This is a genomic window from Metabacillus hrfriensis, from assembly GCF_030127205.1.
Classification (GTDB): domain Bacteria; phylum Bacillota; class Bacilli; order Bacillales; family Bacillaceae; genus Bacillus_P; species Bacillus_P dongyingensis.
In genome coordinates this window covers 2,976,453-2,996,463 of the sequence record NZ_CP126116.1, presented here as the reverse complement: position 1 = coordinate 2,996,463, position 20,011 = coordinate 2,976,453, and the positions used below count along the sequence as shown (strand labels likewise).

The window sequence follows — 20,011 nt, the reverse complement described above, 5'->3', positions numbered from 1 at the left end:
TATGAATCATACAGAGTATTATTCGCTAACTCATCCCCAAAAAAGAATTTGGTATATGGAGAAAATCAACGCTCATCAACCATTGCATAATATTGGTGGAGTAGTAACGATAAAAGGGAAGCTGGATTTTACCTTCCTGGAGAAAGCAATTAATAGTTTTGTGAAAAATAACGACGGAATGAGACATCGTTTTATAGAAACAGACGAGGAAGTACGGCAATACGTGGAAAAATACCAAAAGATAGACGTACTTAATGTTGTTTTTAATTGTCGGGAGGATTTGGACGCCTGGGTTCAACAAGAGGCGGGGAAACCTTTCACTATTCATGATTGCGATCTATTCGATTTTGCAATGTTTAAAGTGCGAGATACTAACGATAGCGGTTACTTTGTTAAGGTTCATCATATCATTTCTGATGGATGGTCTATGAATCTTTTAACGGAACAGATTTTCGATACGTATATGAGGCTTTTAAAAGGTGAAAAAATAATCGATCAGCACAGAGACTCTTATACTCTCTGTCTCAAAAAAGAACAATCATACCTAGCATCTGAGCGATTTATGAAGAATAAACAATTTTGGAATGAGAAATTCAGCACACTTCCAATTCCGATCCAGAAGAGGGAGTTAGAATGTGCAGAGGGGAATAGAAAGACATATTGTTTTCCGAATAGTCAATCTAACGGAATCAAACAATTTGCTGCTGACCACAATGTTTCTGTGTATGCTTTTTTTGTTGGTTTGTATTATATCTACCTTCAAAAATTAACGAAGCAGGAGGATTTGATTGTTGGAATGCCAGTACTTAATCGATCCGGGAAAAAAGAAAAAAATATCGTAGGGATGTTAACGAGTACTATGCCCTTCCGGCACTCTGTTGATGTGGAAATGACGGTTCGAGAATTTATCAAAGATATTAACCGTGAATTAATTCGCTGTTACTACCATCAAAAATATCCTTACGATTTACTTGTACAAGATTTGGGATTGAAGAAAAAAGGCTATGGTGATTTGTTTGATGCATGTATTAATTATTACAACACAAACCTTCCGAATGAACTTGGTGGTATTCCAGCAGAAAATGAAGAATTCTACAACGGAAATCAGATTTATTCGCTCCAGCTGATTATTCGAGAGTGGTCTAAATCAGGAGGATTCAATTTAGATATCGACTATAAGATCCAAGAATATGAAGAAAAACAAATAGAACAAATGTATCTTTCCTTCACCCATTTAGCAGAACAAATGCTTCAATTTCCTGATAGAAAGCTTGGGGAACTGGAACTTTTATCAGAAGACGTAAGGAATAAATTAATAGTCGAATTCAATGCAACGGATACGGATTACCCCAAGGATAAGACTATTTACCAGCTTTTTGAAGAGCAGGCAGCAAGGACCCCTGACAAAGTTGCTCTTAACTTGGGAAACGAGGAACTTACCTATCGTGAATTAAATGAAAAATCGAATCAATTGGCGAGGTATCTATTAAAGAAAAATGTGAAAAAAGGTACAATTGTCGGAATATCAACCAAGCACTCACTGGAAACAATCATTGGAATTCTAGGGATTGTGAAAGCGGGAGCAGCATACTTGCCTCTCGATCCTGACTATCCATCTGAACGAATCAATTATATGCTGGAAGACTCGGGTATTTCTATGCTGCTGACTAACTTTGATGCCTTAAATCGATGGAACATTTCCCCACACAAAGTGGAAGTTGTTCAGCTTCATTCAGCAAATCTTTATGAGGGTAAGTCTTCTAATATTAAGGCTCTGAGTGACCCATCTGACCTCGCATATATTATATACACATCGGGTTCTACTGGAACTCCTAAAGGGACGATGATCGAGCATCAAGGATTGGTTAACTATACTTGTTGGGCGAAGAACGTATATGTGGAATCAAGTCAAGACGAAGTGTTTCCTTTCTATTCTTCACTTGCTTTTGATCTCACGGTTACGTCTATATTTACCCCACTAATTAGCGGCAATCAAATTGTCATTTATCCTGCTGATGAAAATGAACATGTCCTATATAAAATGCTTAGGGAAGGCAAAGTAAGTATTGTCAAATTAACTCCATCCCATTTATCCCTCTTACAAGATGTGGATTCAGAGATAAGTTCTATCAAAAAGTTTATTGTTGGAGGAGAAGATTTAACGGTAAGCCTTGCTAAAAGCATTCAGAATCGCTTCGGCAGAGATGTCAAAATATTCAATGAATACGGACCTACAGAAACAGTTGTCGGGTGTATGATTCATCAATTCGATGTTGAAAAGGATCTAGGAACATCGGTGCCAATTGGCATGCCTGCACAAAATACGAAGATATACTTGTTAGACTCTGATCTCCGTCATGTTCCAGTGGGTGCTGTAGGGGAAATCTATATTTCTGGAGACGGCGTTGCGAGGGGGTACCTAAACAAAGTAGATTTGACACGTGATAGATTTATACCGAATCCATTTTCTTCAGAAGAGCGGATGTATAGATCAGGTGACTTAGCCAGGTTTATGGATGAGAGCAAGATTGAATTCCTGGGAAGAGCGGATAATCAAATTAAAGTCCGCGGTTTTCGGATAGAACTAGGTGAAATTGAAAGAAATTTATTAAACCATCCGAGTATCAGGGATGCAGTAGTGGTCGATCGGGAGAATCATGATGGAAATTATCTTTGTGCTTATTACATAGAGAAAAATGAGGTTACTGCTACAGAGTTATTCAGATATTTAAAGAAATTTATGCCGGCATTTATGATTCCTTCTCATTTTATTCCTTTGAAAGAAATTCCGCTGACAATTAATGCAAAAGTTGATAGGGATGCTTTGCCTGAACCTGTAATTGCGAAACGCCATGCAGCTAATGCTGCAATAGAAGAAGATCTACTATGTATCATCCGTCAGGTGTTACTTGTAGATAAAGTGCGGATGCGGGACAACTTCTATCATCTAGGCGGAGATTCAATCAAAGCAATTCAGATAGCTTCCAGGCTAAGTGAGAAAGGACTAAAAATTAAAACAAAAGATATTTTGTCTAATCCTGTAATAGAAGACATGGCTTTACATTTAGAAACAACCGCTAAAAATTTGCATGAGAGTAATCAACCATGCGTTGGCAGTGTTCAGTCACTTCCATCTGCATCTTGGTTTTTCTCACAAAAATTAGATAACATCCATCATTATACGCAGTCTGTATTATTGAAGGTGAAAGATGATATTAATAGGCAAATGCTTGAATCCGCTCTGCAATTATTGGTTTGCCATCATGACTCTTTCCGATTGAATTATATGATCCAAACGGAGAAGTTATATTATAACGAGAAACATCTCGATCAGAAGTTTGAATTGAAATTCTTTGATTTATCATGCTATTCGGTGCAAGATCAGAACAATCATATAGCGAAAATTGGAGAAAAGTTAAAATCGAGCTTTAATATTGAAAACGATATTCTGCTTAAAGCGTGTATATTCGATCTGGGGGATCAGGGTAAAAGGTTTTTGATGGCGGCACATCATTTGGCTGTAGACGGGATATCTTGGCGTATTATTTTTGAAGATATGAACCGATTATATAATCAGATGGAGAATAAGGAGATTGCTTTATTGCCGCCAAAAGACAATTCGGTGCAAGATTGGGGCGTTGAATTGGAAAAGTTAAGCAAAAAAATCCCAGACAAGGAAAAACAATATTGGAATCATGTTTATCAATCTCGGGAGGAAACATTTTCAGATTTTGACTTAGGACCTGATCGCATGGAGGATTGCGAGACATTTGATCAAAAATTATCAGAAGAAGAAACGGCACAACTTTTTCAAAAAGCAAATGAAGCCTATCGAACAAAAGCTGACGAATTGATGATTATAGCACTGTCAATGGTGTTGTCTGACTATATCAAAAAGAATGAAGTAATCATTGAAGTTGAAGGGCACGGGCGTGAAGACTTATCTGAGGAAATAGATGTATCAAGAACTGTTGGATGGTTTACGAGCTTATATCCGATTCTGCTGAAGGTAGAAAATACAGATATATCACAGCAGATCAAGCAATTAAAGGATCAATTGCGCAGTATTCCCAGAAAAGGTTTGAGTCATGGAGTTTTGAAATACATTTCGGATGAATTGAGGTTTGACAATCAAAAATACGTCCGATTTAACTATCTGGGTGATTTTAATGCGTCATTTTCAAATGGAATATTTGAATTTGCTGAGGAATACTCTGGCCGAGATACCTGTCATTCAAATGCAATGGATTGTTTGGTGGATATCGTTGCATACACAGTGGATAAAAAGTTAAATTTATCAGTCACGTATAGCCGTAACAAATTTAAATGTGAAACCATATCGGAGTTTGTTAGAGATTATACGATTCAATTAAGAGATTTGATTCAACATTGTTGCCAAAGGAATCATTCTGAATTTACTCCATCTGATTTCGAAACTGCAAACCTCTCAAGTGAAGAGCTGGAAAATATATTTAACCTATGAGGCAGGGGAGGAAAGATTCAGTCATGATTAGAATAAAAATCGTTTTGATTGCCCTTGTAGTCTTATTGCAATTGCAGATGACTGCTGGAATACAGATAGGAAATGCAGAGAATGATAGAGTATCTGCCGGTTTATCCGATGACTATGGAAAAAAGCTGGACTCATTCATTAAAAAGCAAATGAAGGAAGGCAAAATTCCAGGTATGTCAGTGGTAGTAGTCAAAGGGGACCAAGCTGTTTATAAAAAAGGTTTTGGGTATTCCGACATAAAAACAAAACAACCAGCAACGGATCAAACTTTATTTGAAATTGGCTCGAATAGTAAGTCATTTACAGCTCTAGCAATCTATACGCTTGCCGAAAAAAACTTAATAGATTTGAAAGAACCAGTCAAAAAGTATTTGCCCTGGTTTCAAATGAAATATGTGGGTGAGTATAAAGGTCAGCAACTCAATAAGAATGTTGATATAACACTTGAACAGCTCTTATATCATACGAGTGGAATTCCGTTTCAAACGATAGGAGACATCCCAGTCGCAAATGACGATGATGCGCTGGAAAACACCGTTAGAAAGCTGATAAATAAAAAATTGGAGACTTACCCAGGTGAGCAATTTACTTACGCAAGCATCAACTATGACATTCTAGGTTTAGTTATACAAACAGTAACGAATCAATCATTTGAGAAATACATTGAAAATAACATATTAGTCCCATTTGAAATGGATAATACTTATTTGTTCAGAGAAAAGGCTGCCAAATATGAAATGTCTAAGGGTTACAAAATCAATTTTTTAAGGCCTAAAGAGTTCAATGCACCTATTTATCGCGGGAACACCCCTGCAGGTTATTTTATTTCAAATGCAGATGATATGGAAAAGTGGCTTCGTATGCAGTTTGGGATGTATAAGTTAAGTGATGGCCAGCAAAAAGCGATTCAAAAGACGCATATACCTAACCGCTCGGTTCCACCTTCTGCGGATGGCTCTTCCTATGCGGGAGGTTGGGAAGTATACCAAAACGGTTCCGGCGAGATCTCCCATGCTGGAAGCAATCCTAATTTTTCGTCTTTTATTGTATTTCGTCCTCAGGAAAAGATAGGTGTTGCAGTCATGGCCAACATGAACTCCTCTTATACTCAAAACATTGGCCAAGGAATCATCGATATTCTCTCAGAGAAGGAATTAGTAAATAATACAAAAGATATGTATAAGAGCATTGATGCTTTTTCTTTTACCTTACTTTTGTTTATGATTCCTTTTTCGTGCCTTACCCTATATTTTATTTTTCAAATAATCATTCAGGTGTATCAGAAAAAGAGGAATCTGGAAGAAAATAGAGTTAAACGCATTGGAGTTCCATTTATTATGGTTGTGTTTTCTTTGTTTACCGGGTATTCCCTTTTTAAAGTTCCATCTGTATTTTTTACAGGGCTTACTTGGGATTTTGTAAACGTATGGGCACCTGACAGCATGAGTTTGGCGGCTTGGGCTACTCTAATTGGAATTGTATTGTTTTCTATTTACTTGTCGCTTATAACCATCTTTCCTTTATATAAAAATAAGAATTTATTCCCGCTCTTTGTGTTGAGCGTAACTAGTGGTTTTGGAAATGCGATGATCATATTTATCATCAATGAAGCTTTAAATAGCAGCAACGATTCAAACAATAGTCTGTTTTTATATTTTGTGCTTGGAATCATCATTTATGTACTTGCACAAAAGCTGGTTCGAACTCAGTTAATCACTCTTACAAATAATCTGATTTATGAACAAAGGCTTATTCTATTAGACAAAATCTTAAATAACCCATATGAGAAAATCGAACGGATGGAATCCGAAAAAATTCAGACCATATTAAATAATGACACAGAAGCTATCAGTAACCATGCTCCTGCAATTATCACTGGTCTGACCGATTCAATTACACTCTTGTGTTGTTTGGTTTATCTGGGTGTAATTAATGTGTTCGGACTTCTTATTTCAATTGGGGTCATTCTTGTTGCAGCAGGCATGTACTATGTAGCCGGAAGATCAGCCAATAATCTTTGGGAACAAACACGGAATATTCAAAACACCTTTTTTAGATATATCAACGACCTCATTGGCGGTTATAAAGAGTTGAGTATCGGAAAGGCAAAACGAGAAGAGTTTAGAGAGGACATGAAAGAAAGCTGTGGTGAGTATAAGGATAAACGGATTAAGGGCGGCCTTAAATTTGCCAATGTCTTTATTATTGGTGAATTGCTGTTTGTTATGGTGATCGGGGCCGTTACATTCCTTTTTCCCATTCTGTTTAAAGAGGTGCAGAGCGAGTTCTTAAGGAGTTATGTTTTTGTTTTTCTTTATATGACAGGGCCAATTCATAGCATACTTAATGCTATTCCAAACGCTATTCAGATGAAAATCAGCTGGAAGAGGATAAAAGCTTTTTCTGAGAGTCTAAATGCGGATGAAGCTGATAAAAAAGAAACAATCAGTATATTGAAAACTCCTTTAAGACTGAAACTGGAGTTCGAAAATTTAGAATATCAATACGATAGTGATCATGAAGAATCTTTCCAGGTAGGTCCAATTGACCTCCAATTAAAATCAGGTGAGATTGTTTTCATAACAGGCGGGAATGGAAGCGGCAAATCAACTCTTGCAAAACTGATTACAGGTCTGTATACCAACAAGAGCGGAGACATATTCGTCAACAATCAAAAAATAAGCCAAAAAGAGTTAAAGGAACTATATTCAGCGATATTTAGTGATTACTATTTGTTTACAAAAGTCTATGGAATTGATTGCAGCTCGAAACAAGAAGAAATAAAAAAGTATTTAAAAATACTGCGTATCGATGAAAAAATACAAATTCAAAATGGGGAATTTAGTACAACAAAACTTTCTACGGGTCAGCGGAAAAGGTTAGCATTGTTAATCTCTTATTTGGAAGACAAACCTATTTATCTATTTGATGAATGGGCAGCTGATCAGGATCCCGAATTTAGATATTTTTTCTATATGGAGCTATTGCCTGATTTAAAGGCCCAAGGAAAATGTGTCATTGCTATTACTCATGACGACAGGTACTTCCATCTTGCAGATAAGGTAATCAAGATGGAAAGCGGAAAGGTTGTGGATGAAGTGCAACATGATCATCTAAAGGAGGAGCTTACTGATGGCAAAATTGGATAAACAAAATGTGGAAGACATTCTTAGCCTGACACCAATACAGGAGGGGATTTTGTTCCATTATTTAAAAGATCCGCATAGTGATGTGTACTTCGAACAGATATGCCTAGAGGTTTCAGGAGATATAAACGAGTCATTCTTTATGAGAGCATGGGAGTCTGTTATCCAAACCAATGAGCAGCTGCGTACATTGTTTCGGTGGGAAAAATTAAAAGCTCCTGTCCAGATCGTATTGAAAGAGCATAAGCCCTATATAGAAATAATCGATCTACAGCATAAAGATGAAACAGAAAAAAGTGCCCTTCTTGAGGAAATAATAATCAAGGATCGAGAAAAAAAAATCGATCTTCGAGATGTACCGTTCAGGATCACCTTGTGCAAATTAGCGGAAGAAAAATATGAAATGGTTATCAGTAATCATCACATTTTATATGATGGCTGGAGTAATGGGATCATTTTGAAAGAGTTTTTAAAAGCTTACCAATGCTTGAGTCATTCAGTAAAATACAATCTTCCTATCAAGAAGAAATATAAGGATTTTATTAAATATATCCAAAATCAGGATAAAGAACAGCAAAAAAAATTCTGGCAAGGTTATTTAAAGGGGTTTGACCCACAGCCAAGGCTGGAGTCGAAAAAGAGAAAATCGATTCGAAACGATCGTCATTATCGAATTCGATTCTCTAAAAATGAACTGCTCGGATTCACAACAAAAAATGAAGTTACTCTAGCCTCACTTATCTATAGCTTGTGGGGGATAGTACTTCAAAAGAACACTAATAGTAATGATATTGTTTTTGGCTCAACTGTTTCCGGCAGAGCAGGAGTCTTTAATGGAATTGAAGAAATGGTTGGATTATTTATCAATACAATTCCATTAAGAATAAGAAGATCTCCAGGGGAAACATCTATAGAACTTATCAAAGCGGTAAACAGCGCATTACAGAACTGGGAATTGTATGGAACTACTTCTTTACCGGATATTAAAAGACATGGCGAGTTGGATGAGAAAACGGATCTCTTTGACACCATTGTCGTTTTTGAAAACTATCCTCTAGATCAATCCGTTTTAAACAAAAAAAGTGATATTGCTTTCAACTCCTACTCCGCAACTGAAATGACGAATTATGGTTTATCTATCAGCATAAGTGTGTTCAAAGATGTTGAAGTATGTTTCAGCTACAATGAACAATTATATGACTCATCTACAATTAAGCGGTTGGCTCAACACTTTACTTTAATCACAGATGACGTAATAAAAAACCCTGATAAAGAGATAGAACAAATCGAAATTATACCTGCCGAAGAGAAAAAGCAAATCCTCTCGGATTTCAATAATACCCGGACAACATATTCAAATGAGTACACGATTAGCCAATTATTTGAACATCAAGTGATGAAAACACAGGATAATATTGCAGTGATATATAAAGAGAGCGCTGTTACTTATAAAGAGTTGGATGAGATGTCCAGCAGCCTTGCAAATGTGCTCCTTAGGAAAGGAGTACAAAAAGGTGAAATTGTTGGCATAATGACAGAACCGTCCATTGAAATGATTGTGGGAATCATTGCTGTTTTAAAAGCGGGAGCCGCATATTTACCTGTTGATCCGGAATATCCTGAACCGCGGAAAAGATTTATGGTACAGGATAGTGGAACCAGGTTCATACTGACTGAGGAAAATTTAATGAACAAAAACAACTGCCTGATCGGGGAATTTCATAAAGATTGTATTCTTTTGTTGGATGATACCAGTCTGTTTTCAGGTGAGACGATTAGTCCAAGATTGGATCCCAGTCCTGCTGACTTATTTGCCGTTTTTTACACTTCAGGTACATCAGGAAAACCTAAAGGTGTAATGATAGAGAATCAAAGTGTGGTTAATCTTATTCAGTGGTTTGGAAATACTTTTAATATGACGGAAAATAGGAAGCTATTACAATTAACAAATTATGTATTTGATCCGAGCATTGAAGATTTTTTTGGGACACTTCTTTACGGAGCGACATTACATATAGCCGAAAGGAATTTGATATTAAACAGTGAGAGCTTCTGCGATTATGTTGACCAGCATCAAATTGATATTATTAATTTTATCCCAACTGTTTTAAAAGAATTATTATGTACTAATCGAAAGTTGAAGAGTTTACGCACAGTCATCTCCGGTGGTGAAAGACTGGAAGAATCATTGAAAGATGAACTGATTTATAGAGGTTATGAACTGTATAACAATTATGGACCGGCAGAGACAACAGTCGATGCCTTAAGTATAAAGTGTTCTGAAGAAAATGTATCATTAGGAAAGCCAATTTCAAATGTGAGATGCTACATCTTGGATAAAGACCAAAACCTTAGCCCAATTGGTATTCCTGGCGAGCTGTATATCGCGGGAGCCGGAGTGGCCAGAGGATATTTGAATATGCCCGAGTCTACAAATGACAAATTCATGAATGATCCTTTTATACCCAATGAGCGGATGTATAAAACAGGTGACTTAGGGAGATGGAATCGAAATGGAGAAATTGAGTTTCTCGGGAGATCGGATCACCAGATCAAAATCAGAGGATACCGAATTGAAGTTGCAGAAATTCATAATCTGCTATTAAAACATAATCACATTCAAGATGCGGCAGTAATTGATTGGGAAAATGATAAAGGCAAAAAAGTGCTTTGTGCATATATCGTATCAGATGCCCAGATCAATTCGAAAAGTCTTAGAGATTACTTATCTGAAGAATTGCCAGATTATATGGTTCCCTCCTATTACATCCAACTAGAGAAACTGCCTTTAACATCGATAGGCAAGCTTGATCGAAAGAAGTTGCCGCCACCGAAAATCCAAACAAACAAAAAGTATGTAGCTCCTGCTAATAAAATTGAGGAAGATCTGCTGGATGTTTGGTCTTCTGTATTGGGCATTGAACAGGAAGCAATCAGTATAGAAGATAACTTTTTCGAGCTCGGCGGAGATTCTATTCTAAGTATCCAAATAGTAGGCAAGGCGCTGCAAAAGGATATAGAGATTACTGTAAGTCAGATGTTTCAGCATCAGACCATTGCGGAGCTCGCTGCATGTGTTGTGGACGGCAAAGAGAGTAAGCGTGAAGAAGGGACTAAAACGCCAGAGACAGGAGAAGTGCTCCTTACACCGATTCAAAAGTGGTTCTTTGAACAAGACTTGGGAAACTATCATCAGTGGAACCAATCAATCCTGCTGGAAACACAGCCCGGTATAAACTCTGCACTGTTAAGTCAAAGTTTTCACATCCTGACAAGCTATCACGATAGCTTCAGACTTCGGTATTACCAAAGAAACGGTGAGTGGGTTCAAGTATATTCAGAAGCTAATGAGCATGTATTATTTGAAGAATATACTTCTGACCGGCAAGATGATCAAATGCAAGAGATCTTCTCAAAACTGCAGTATGGGTTGAATATCACGAATGGACCGTTAATCCGAGCAGCATATTTTGACTTTGGAAATCAGGAAAAAGGAAGGTTGTTTGTAACAGCACATCATCTTGTAGTAGATGGATATTCATGGCGGGTCATGATGGATGATCTACAATCTATTTATGAACAGCTTGAAAATAGCGAAACTGTCCAACTCCCATTGAAAAGCCTTTCATTTAAAAAGTGGTCAGAGTATCTTTACGAGTATGCAGATTCGGATCAGCTAAAAAGTGAACTCGTCTATTGGCAGATGAATACGCCACCTGCCTCCAAACCTATTCCTGTTGATATAAAAGGTGGGTTAAATACGGAAGAGTCGGCTCGTACATTCTCTCTTATGTTAACAAAGGATGAGACAGATTTTTTATTGCGTGATATGCACCATTCTTTTAAGACAAGAATCGATGACAGTCTACTTTCAGCACTTTCTAGTTCATTGGCAAAATGGAACGGGACAACCCTAGTCGATCTAGAAGGACATGGAAGACACCCATTATTAAAAGAGCATGATATTTCTCGGACCGTAGGTTGGTTTACCTGCGTATATCCGATGATCTTAGGAGATATTGAACCAGAGATACATGTGGAAGATGTATTGAAAAAAGTGAAAGAACGGTATCGCGGTATACCCAAAGGTGGAATTGGGTATGAGATTTTATACTACTTGGCAGAAGAGAGTATACGTGAACAATTTGAATCTAAGCCAAGGGCACAAATAAGCTTTAACTACTTAGGTCAGTTTGAACAAGTACTTGAGAAAAATCAGTTATTTAAGATCTCTGAAGTGAATACGGGACCTGGTCGCGACTTGAGCGGAATAAGGAGCCATTTACTTGAAATCGATTGTATGATTGTTGATAAAAAGTTATATATTGAATGGAAGTATAGTTCTAATAAACATTTGCCTGAAACAATTGAGCAATTAGCAAACGACTTTGTTCATTATCTGAAACATTTGATCCAGTATTTTCAGACGAATGATAGTATATATTTTACTCCATCTGATTTCCCGCTTGCTTCTATCGATCAAAAGAATCTTGATGAATGGGGAAAGAAATATAAAACCGTAGAAGATATTTATACACTTTCACCTGTACAACAAAGCATGGTTTTCCATCATATCTACTCACCTGATTCATCAGTAACGGTGGAGCAAACCGTCTTCTCGATAGAATCAAACTTAGATATCGAGGTATTCGAAAGAGTATGGCAAACGATCCTGGATCGTCATGAAAGCTTGAGGGCTTCATACCACTGGGAGGAGGGACTGAAAGATCCCGTTCAGATTGTTCATAAAAAGATAAAAGTTCCTTTTCAAGTCTTGGATTGGACGAATCTTTCGGAAATTGAGGGACTTCAGAAATTAGAACGATTGATAAAGGATGATCGTAAGAGGGGATTTGATCTTACTAAACCGCCGCTAATGAGAATTTTGGTAGTTAAAAGGGGCGATTCTGTCTACGATGTGATATGGACACATCATCATCTTCAGCTGGATGGTTGGTGTAATAGTATACTCCTTAAGGAGATCGGAGAGTTTTATAAAGCCTATTGTGCTGGTGAAAAAATTGAAATGGGAAATGCACTTCCATTTAAGGATTATATCAAATGGTTACGCAGACAGGATGGGAAGAAAGCGGAACAATATTGGAGAAAGGCGTTAAAAGGATTCAAAACGCCTATACGATTTGATAACATTTTCCCTGTAAAAGCAGATTCAGATGAGTTATCCGCTTTTGGAGATGTTGTATATGAAGTGACACAAGAGAAAAAGCAGCTGATCCAGAATTTTGCCAGGAAGCACAGGATCACACTAAACACCTTGGTTCAGGGAGCATGGGCTATTCTTTTAAATCGCTACTCTGAAGAAAAAGATATTACTTTTGGTGTTACCTCATCTGGTCGCCCAGCTGATTTGAAAAATTCGGATGCTATGATCGGATGCTTTATGAATACTCTCCCTTTCAGAGTAAATGTAAACTCGAACATCGATTTGATACCATGGCTTAAGGATTTGCAATTGAAACAAGCTGAAATGCGTCAATTTGAGTATACTTCTTTAGCTGATATACGAAGTTGGAGTGAAGTACCAAGGAATTCTGGCTTATATGATCTGTATGAAAGTATTGTAATAGTTGAAAACTATCCTTTTGACGCTGCTCTAAAAGATGGAATTGGTTCTCTTCACGTAAAATCAATACGTGTAGAGGAACAATTGGATTACCCTTTGGTTGTCTATTGTAACTTACAACCAGAACTTCATTTTAAGCTCCTGTTTGATTGTCACTTTTTAGATGAAACGGAAGCAAATCAGATACTTGCACATTTAATTAATATCCTATGGGATATGATCGTAAGTGAAAATAGACAGCTAGGTGAAATTTCGATGTTATCGGAAAAAGAGCTTAAACTTTTAATTGACAGTCATCCTGCATCGATGGAGTATCCTAAAGACAAGTGTTTTCAAGATTTATTTACAGCTCAAGTGAAATCACGGTTAAACCAAACTGCAATTATACAGAATGATGAAAGTTTATCTTACAAAGAGTTGGATATACTCTCAAACAAATTAGCTCATAGACTCATAAAGCTAGGGGTTGGGCCCGAGGTGCCTGTTGGGCTGTACGTCGAACGTTCAATCAAAATGGTTGTAGGGATTCTGGGTATTCTAAAAGCTGGAGGAGCTTTCCTGCCCATTGACGCTGATTATCCTGGCGATAGGGTAAATATGATGTTGAATGATGCGCAAGTACCTGTGCTGCTTACTCAAACCAATCTGAAACCAAAGATACGAAGCTATGAAGATCACACTATTTGCCTTGATGCGGAATGGGATTCATTGCTTAAAGAGTCTGAAGGACAGCCAAAATCTCGGATTGAACCTAATAATTTGGCATATATCATCTACACTTCAGGTTCATCTGGCAGACCAAAAGGTGTAATGATGCCCCATGAAGCGGTTGTTAGCCACTCCATCGATCTTGTTAAACGCTATGAGCTTACACCAGAGGATCGGGTTCTTCAGTTTTCTTCAATAAGTTTTGATATTTCGCTAGAACAGATTTTTACGACTCTTGCTGCGGGAAGTTCTCTTGTTCTGCGTGATAAGAATATATGGACTCCTCACGAGTTTTCTCGAAAGTGTGTGGAACTCGGACTTTCGGTTGTGAATCTTCCTACATCTTATTGGGGGGAAGTTATCCAAGAATGGCATATAAGTCCTGAAATGATTCCAGATAGTAAGCTTAGACTTGTTATAGTCGGCGGAGAACAAATGTCAGCAGAAAAAGTGGGAATATGGGAAAGCTTATCTTTAGACCACGTAATTCTATTAAATGCTTATGGACCTGCTGAAACAGCAATGACCAGCACTTTGTACAGAGTATCTGGTAATGGAACTAAGAGTGCTAATTTAAGGTATATTCCGGTTGGAAGGCCACTTGCAAACAGACGTGTTTATATACTTGATGAAAGCATGCAGCCGCTGCCCATTGGTGTGAAAGGAGAAATATTTATTGGAGGTCTGCCCTTGGCCAGAGGTTATCTGAAAAATCCTGAGATGACAAAGGACAAGTTTATTCAAGATCCTTATTATCAAGATTACGGAAACAGGCTTTATAGGACCGGAGATCTGGGCAGAATTCTTCGTGATGGCAACATAGAAGTGTTAGGACGAAAGGACGACCAAACAAAAATTAGAGGTCATCGAATGGACATTGGTGAAATTGAAGTTGTTTTGAACCAATGCGATAACATAAAAGATTCTGTAGTTGTAGTGAAGAATGATGAGAAGAATGAGAAGTACCTTGTTGCATTCTACGTCCCAGCCGCACATATGACAAATGATTTATCAAGTATTAGGAAGTTTTTACGAAATAATATCCCAGAATATATGATCCCTTCCTTTTTCATACAGCTGGAAAAACTTCCAATGAGTCCAAATGGGAAAATTGATAGAAAGTCGCTTGCTCATACGAAAATAAAAGTGGATATAGGTGGTGGATATGAAAGACCATACAATGAAATACAACGAGAACTCGTACGTATATGGGAAAAAATACTGGGAACTGATGGTGTGGGAATCAATCATCATTTCTTTGAAATTGGAGGTCAATCATTAAAAGCGATTACGCTTGTTTCGGAAATTCACAGGGTATTTGAAGTAGAGATTCCACTTGGGAAAGTGTTTGAGTCTCCTACCATCAAAGAGTTGGCTTTACTTATAGAAGAAATGATGGGGAAGAAAGAAACATATCAATCTATTTCCCCAGTAGCGCAGCAGGAATTTTATAAGGCTTCCGCTGCACAGAAGAGAATGTATATCGTCAGCCGCTTGAGCGGTGCTAGTACCAACTATAATATTTCTGGAGCTGTATTTCTTGATGGCAAAGTAAATGTGTTACAGCTGGAAAGGGCATTTCAAGCTTTAATCCTTCGGCATGAAAGTTTACGAACATCATTTGCACAGACAAATGGGCACATCATTCAAAAGGTCCATGAAAACTTGGAGTGGAACATGGAACATCTGTATGCGAATGAATACAATCTGGACAGTGTTGTCGAAAGTTTTATTCAACCATTTGATTTAGAACGGGGTCCCTTGTTCAGAGCGGCAATTGTAGAAATGTCACCTTCAAAATTCTTACTTGTTTATGATATGCATCATATAATATCCGACGGTTTATCGATTGGAATTTTAATCAGAGAGTTTGTAAGTCTATATCAAGGAAATACCTTGCCGAATGTAAGAATCCAATATAAAGATTTTTCAGGCTGGCAGAATCATGCGGTAGAATCTGGTTTATTAAAATCTCAGGAGGAATACTGGCTTAAAACATTTTCACAGGAAATACCCCTTTTAAATCTGCCAACAGATTATCGCAGATCGGATGAACCGCTGTTTGAAGGAGATGGAGTGAAATTTAATTTAGAGGATAGTTTAACTTCGAAATTAAACCAAATCTCAATCGAAAAAGGGGTTACTCTGTACTCGCTATTACTCTCTGCATTCAATGTTTTGCTGTCTAAATATAGCGGACAGGAAGATATTGTAGTAGGAACTCCAGTAGCCGGAAGACTGCATTCTGAACTTGAAAATATGGTGGGTATGTTTGTAAATACACTTGCTCTTAGAAATTATCCTGATCCCGAAATGACGCTTGAAAACTTTGTGAAAGAAGTAGCCAATCAAACAGTTCAGGCTCTTGAACATCAAGAATACTCATTTGAGATGCTAGTTGATAAGTTACAATTAAGAAAGAATTTAAACCGTCATCCCTTGTTTGATGTTATGTTTGCCTTTGAAAACGTTGATGGGGCAATGGCCCAAATTGATGATTTTGAGATCATACCATATGAATATACCAATCGAACAACTAAATTTGACTTGGAGCTAAAAGTAACAGAACAGAAAGGCAAACTTCACTTTGTTTTTGAATACAGTACTGGTTTGTTTCGCAGAGATACAATTGAACGAATGGCTGAACACTTTGTTAAGATTATCGAGGTTATAGCAGATGACATCACAATTTCTATCGGGGAGATTGACCTAGTAACAACAGAAGAAAAAAATATAATAATGGATTTTAATGAAACTGGTACCCTTTTCCCAATAGAAAAAACCATCAAAAGTATATTTGAAGAACAGGTGGTAAAACACCCTTATCGTACTGCAGTAGTGTTTGGTCACAAGAAGCTAACTTATAAGGAGTTAAACGAGAAGGCCAATCAACTGGCTAATTACTTGATCAAGAAAGGTGCAAGGCAAAATACTGTGATTGGTCTTTTGGCGGAGCCTTCTATTGAAATGGTTGTTGGACTATGGGGGATTATTAAAAGTGGAGCAACTTATCTGCCCATTGATCCCGAGTTTCCAGATGAACGTATAAATTTTATGATTGAATCTAGTGGTTCCACTGCTATTTTGATTCAGTCTCATTTGTTAACCTCCATTGATTATGCTTGTGAGGAGGTTATCGAATTGGATAATAAAGAATTACTTTCTGAAGATACTTCAAACCCAGTAGAAACTACTGCATTTGATGACCCGATATACATTATTTATACTTCTGGCACAACTGGCACACCGAAAGGAGTACCAATCAAAAATCAAAGCTTGGTCAATTACATTTCATGGTTTACACGAGAAGCGAATATAACTTATAGCGATAAAACAATGCTGTTATCTTCCTTTGCATTTGATTTAGGATACACAAGTTTGTATACCGCATTATTGAATGGGTGTGAACTGCACTTAGCTCCAAAGAAAAGTTTTACAGTTCCAGAATCACTACTAACGTATTTAAAAGATCAGAAGATAAGTTTTATAAAACTGACTCCTTCACTATTCACCCACCTAGTAAACAACAGTTTGATTGAGAAAGAACAAAACCGTCTGTTGTTGAGGCTGGTGGTCTTGGGCGGAGAAGAAATAAAAGCAATTGATATCGAGAAATTTAACAGTTTGTACCCTAAGACTGAAGTAATGAATCATTATGGGCCCACGGAAACTACTATCGGCTCTATAGCCCATAAGGTCGATTTTGCCAAACTTAATCCTTTATTCCAGGGAACGGTCATTGGAAAACCGATCGATAACGTGAAAATATTCATCCTTGATAAGCATCAGAAACCTGTGCCAATAGGAGTAACCGGGGAAATCTGTATTGCCGGAGCAGGATTGACAACAGGGTATCTGAATCAAACTGAACTGAATACTGACAAGTTTATTAAAGGTTCATTTCTTGACTATGAAAAAATCAAACTGTATAAAACTGGGGACTTAGGCAAATTCACATGTGATGGAGAAGTTATATTCCTCGGAAGAATGGATAATCAGCTGAAAATTCGAGGATATCGAGTGGAGCTTGAGGAAGTGACTTCTGTACTCCTGCAGCATGATTCGGTAGTGGATGCAATTGTAGCTGCCAAAGAAGATAAAGAGGGCAACAATGATCTTTGTGCCTATATTGTGTTAAAAGAGGGTAAGAACGGATCGGGAATAAGAGAGTATCTTTCTAGTAAAATCCCTTACTACATGATGCCGTCTAGTTTTATCAAATTGGATAAAATTCCATTGGCCCCGAATGGGAAATTAAATGTTAAAGCCCTTTCGGAAATTGCCGATGAGTCATTAATTAGAGTTGAATACGAAACTCCTGGAGATTCAGTTGAACAAAAGATTGCAGAAATATGGGAACAAGTCCTTGATGTTGAAAAAGTTGGTATGAATGACTCGTTTTTTGAAATGGGCGGAAACTCATTGAAAGTAATGCTATTAACGGCGGAGATTCATAAGCAATTTAATGTAAATATCCCGTTGCGAGTATCATTCAAAGCACCAACAGTTAGAGAGATGAGTAAGTATGTAAAGAATTCTTCAGAAAATATATATTCATCGCTTCAACCGTTAGAAAACAATGAATACTATGAACTTTCATCTGCGCAGAAAAGGTTGTATACACTTCATCAGATGGAGGGGGTTGGCACAAGTTACAATATGCCGAGAGCAACATTATTAGAGGGCGAGATCGATCTGGATAAACTAGAAAATGCTTTTTGTGAAATTGTCAAGATGCATGAGGCATTGCGTACTTCTTTTGAAGTAGTAGAAGGTGAACCCAAACAACGAATTCAAGAGAATGCGGAAGTTGAAATCAAATATTCTGTTCTAGACGGAGACTTATTTCCTAATTCAACGGGAGAACCTGCTGCTGAATTTATTCATTTGATTGATGAATTTATAACACCTTTTGACTTAAGCAAAGCACCTTTGGTCAGAATTATGGTCATTCGTTTACGCAGTGATAAACATGTGATGCTGACGGATATGCATCATTTGATTTCAGATGGATATTCAGTCAGTATTATGTTAAACGAGTTATCAAAGCTGTATCAAGGACAGCAGATACAAAAGAATCGTATCCAATATAAAGATTTTGCCGGGTGGCAGAACGAGTTTTTGAAAACCAGTGCTGCAAGTAAGCAGGAAGAGTATTGGTTAGATATACTCTCAGGAGACCTCCCAGTATTGAATATGCCTACGAATTTCCCTAGACCGCTTATGCAAAGCTTTGAAGGAGATTGTTTTATTTTTGAAGGAGGAAAGGAATTAAAGCAACGCTTAGATAAGCTGTGTTTGGAAACGGATACGACCCTTTTTATGGTTTTGTCGGCAGCTTTTAGTATTCTTTTATCCAAATATTCCTCACAGCAAGATATTATTGTAGGTTTGCCTATTTTAGGACGAACGCATTCTGATTTAAAAAATACCATCGGCATGTTTGCCAATACTATTGCAATAAGAAGTTTCCCTAATGAGAATAAATCTTTCGTGACGTTCTTAACGGAGGTTAAGGAGCATTTGCTTAAAGCGTATGATAATCAGGATTATCAGTTTGATATGCTCTTAGATAAACTAAAAATAAAGAGAGAGCCAGGAAGAAACCCTATATTTTCTGCAATGCTTGCTCTTCAAGATGTTCAAATCAACAAGAATACCATTGGAAACATAAAATTGACTCCTATCAAATATAGAAATAAAATTTCTAAATTTGATCTATCGCTATTTGTGGAAAACGGGAATGAAGACATTTCTTTCGAACTCGAATTTGCAAGTAATTTGTTTAATATTGAAACTATTAAAAAATTCGCGAATGATTTTCTATTTATTCTGGACAAGGTTAGTTTCAATAGGGAAATAAAATTAGAAGGATTAAAGATTGAAGGATTAGTAGTTGAAAACACTGAAATTGAAAATGTTACTTTTCATTTCTAAGACAAATAGCTAAGCAGTTATCATTTGATCCCGTCCTAAGTTGGCGGGGTTTTTTATATCACTCTATGAAACAAAACAGCCTTTAGATACGTATATAAAGTAATAGACTGCAGCTCTTAAAAA

Annotated in this window: 3 protein-coding genes; all 3 read left to right on the top strand. The window is 37.2% G+C overall.

The genetic code is table 11. The features are described from left to right. Position 1: 1 nt before the first annotated feature. Genes QLQ22_RS14840 through QLQ22_RS14830 form a run of 3 tightly spaced genes read left to right on the top strand, consistent with a single transcriptional unit; the run spans position 2 to position 19,888 of the window. Positions 2 to 4,483, top strand: a complete 4,482-nt coding sequence (locus QLQ22_RS14840) for an amino acid adenylation domain-containing protein (protein ID WP_284015068.1) — start codon at positions 2 to 4, stop codon at positions 4,481 to 4,483. A gap of 23 nt (positions 4,484 to 4,506) precedes the next feature. Further along, positions 4,507 to 7,662: a cyclic peptide export ABC transporter gene (locus QLQ22_RS14835; protein WP_284015067.1), complete on the top strand. Its 3,156-nt coding sequence runs from the start codon at positions 4,507 to 4,509 to the stop codon at positions 7,660 to 7,662. Beyond that, positions 7,646 to 19,888: a non-ribosomal peptide synthetase gene (locus QLQ22_RS14830; RefSeq protein ID WP_284015066.1), complete on the top strand. Its 12,243-nt coding sequence runs from the start codon at positions 7,646 to 7,648 to the stop codon at positions 19,886 to 19,888. The genes QLQ22_RS14835 and QLQ22_RS14830 overlap by 17 nt, the downstream gene beginning before the upstream one ends. Positions 19,889 to 20,011 lie beyond the last annotated feature (123 nt).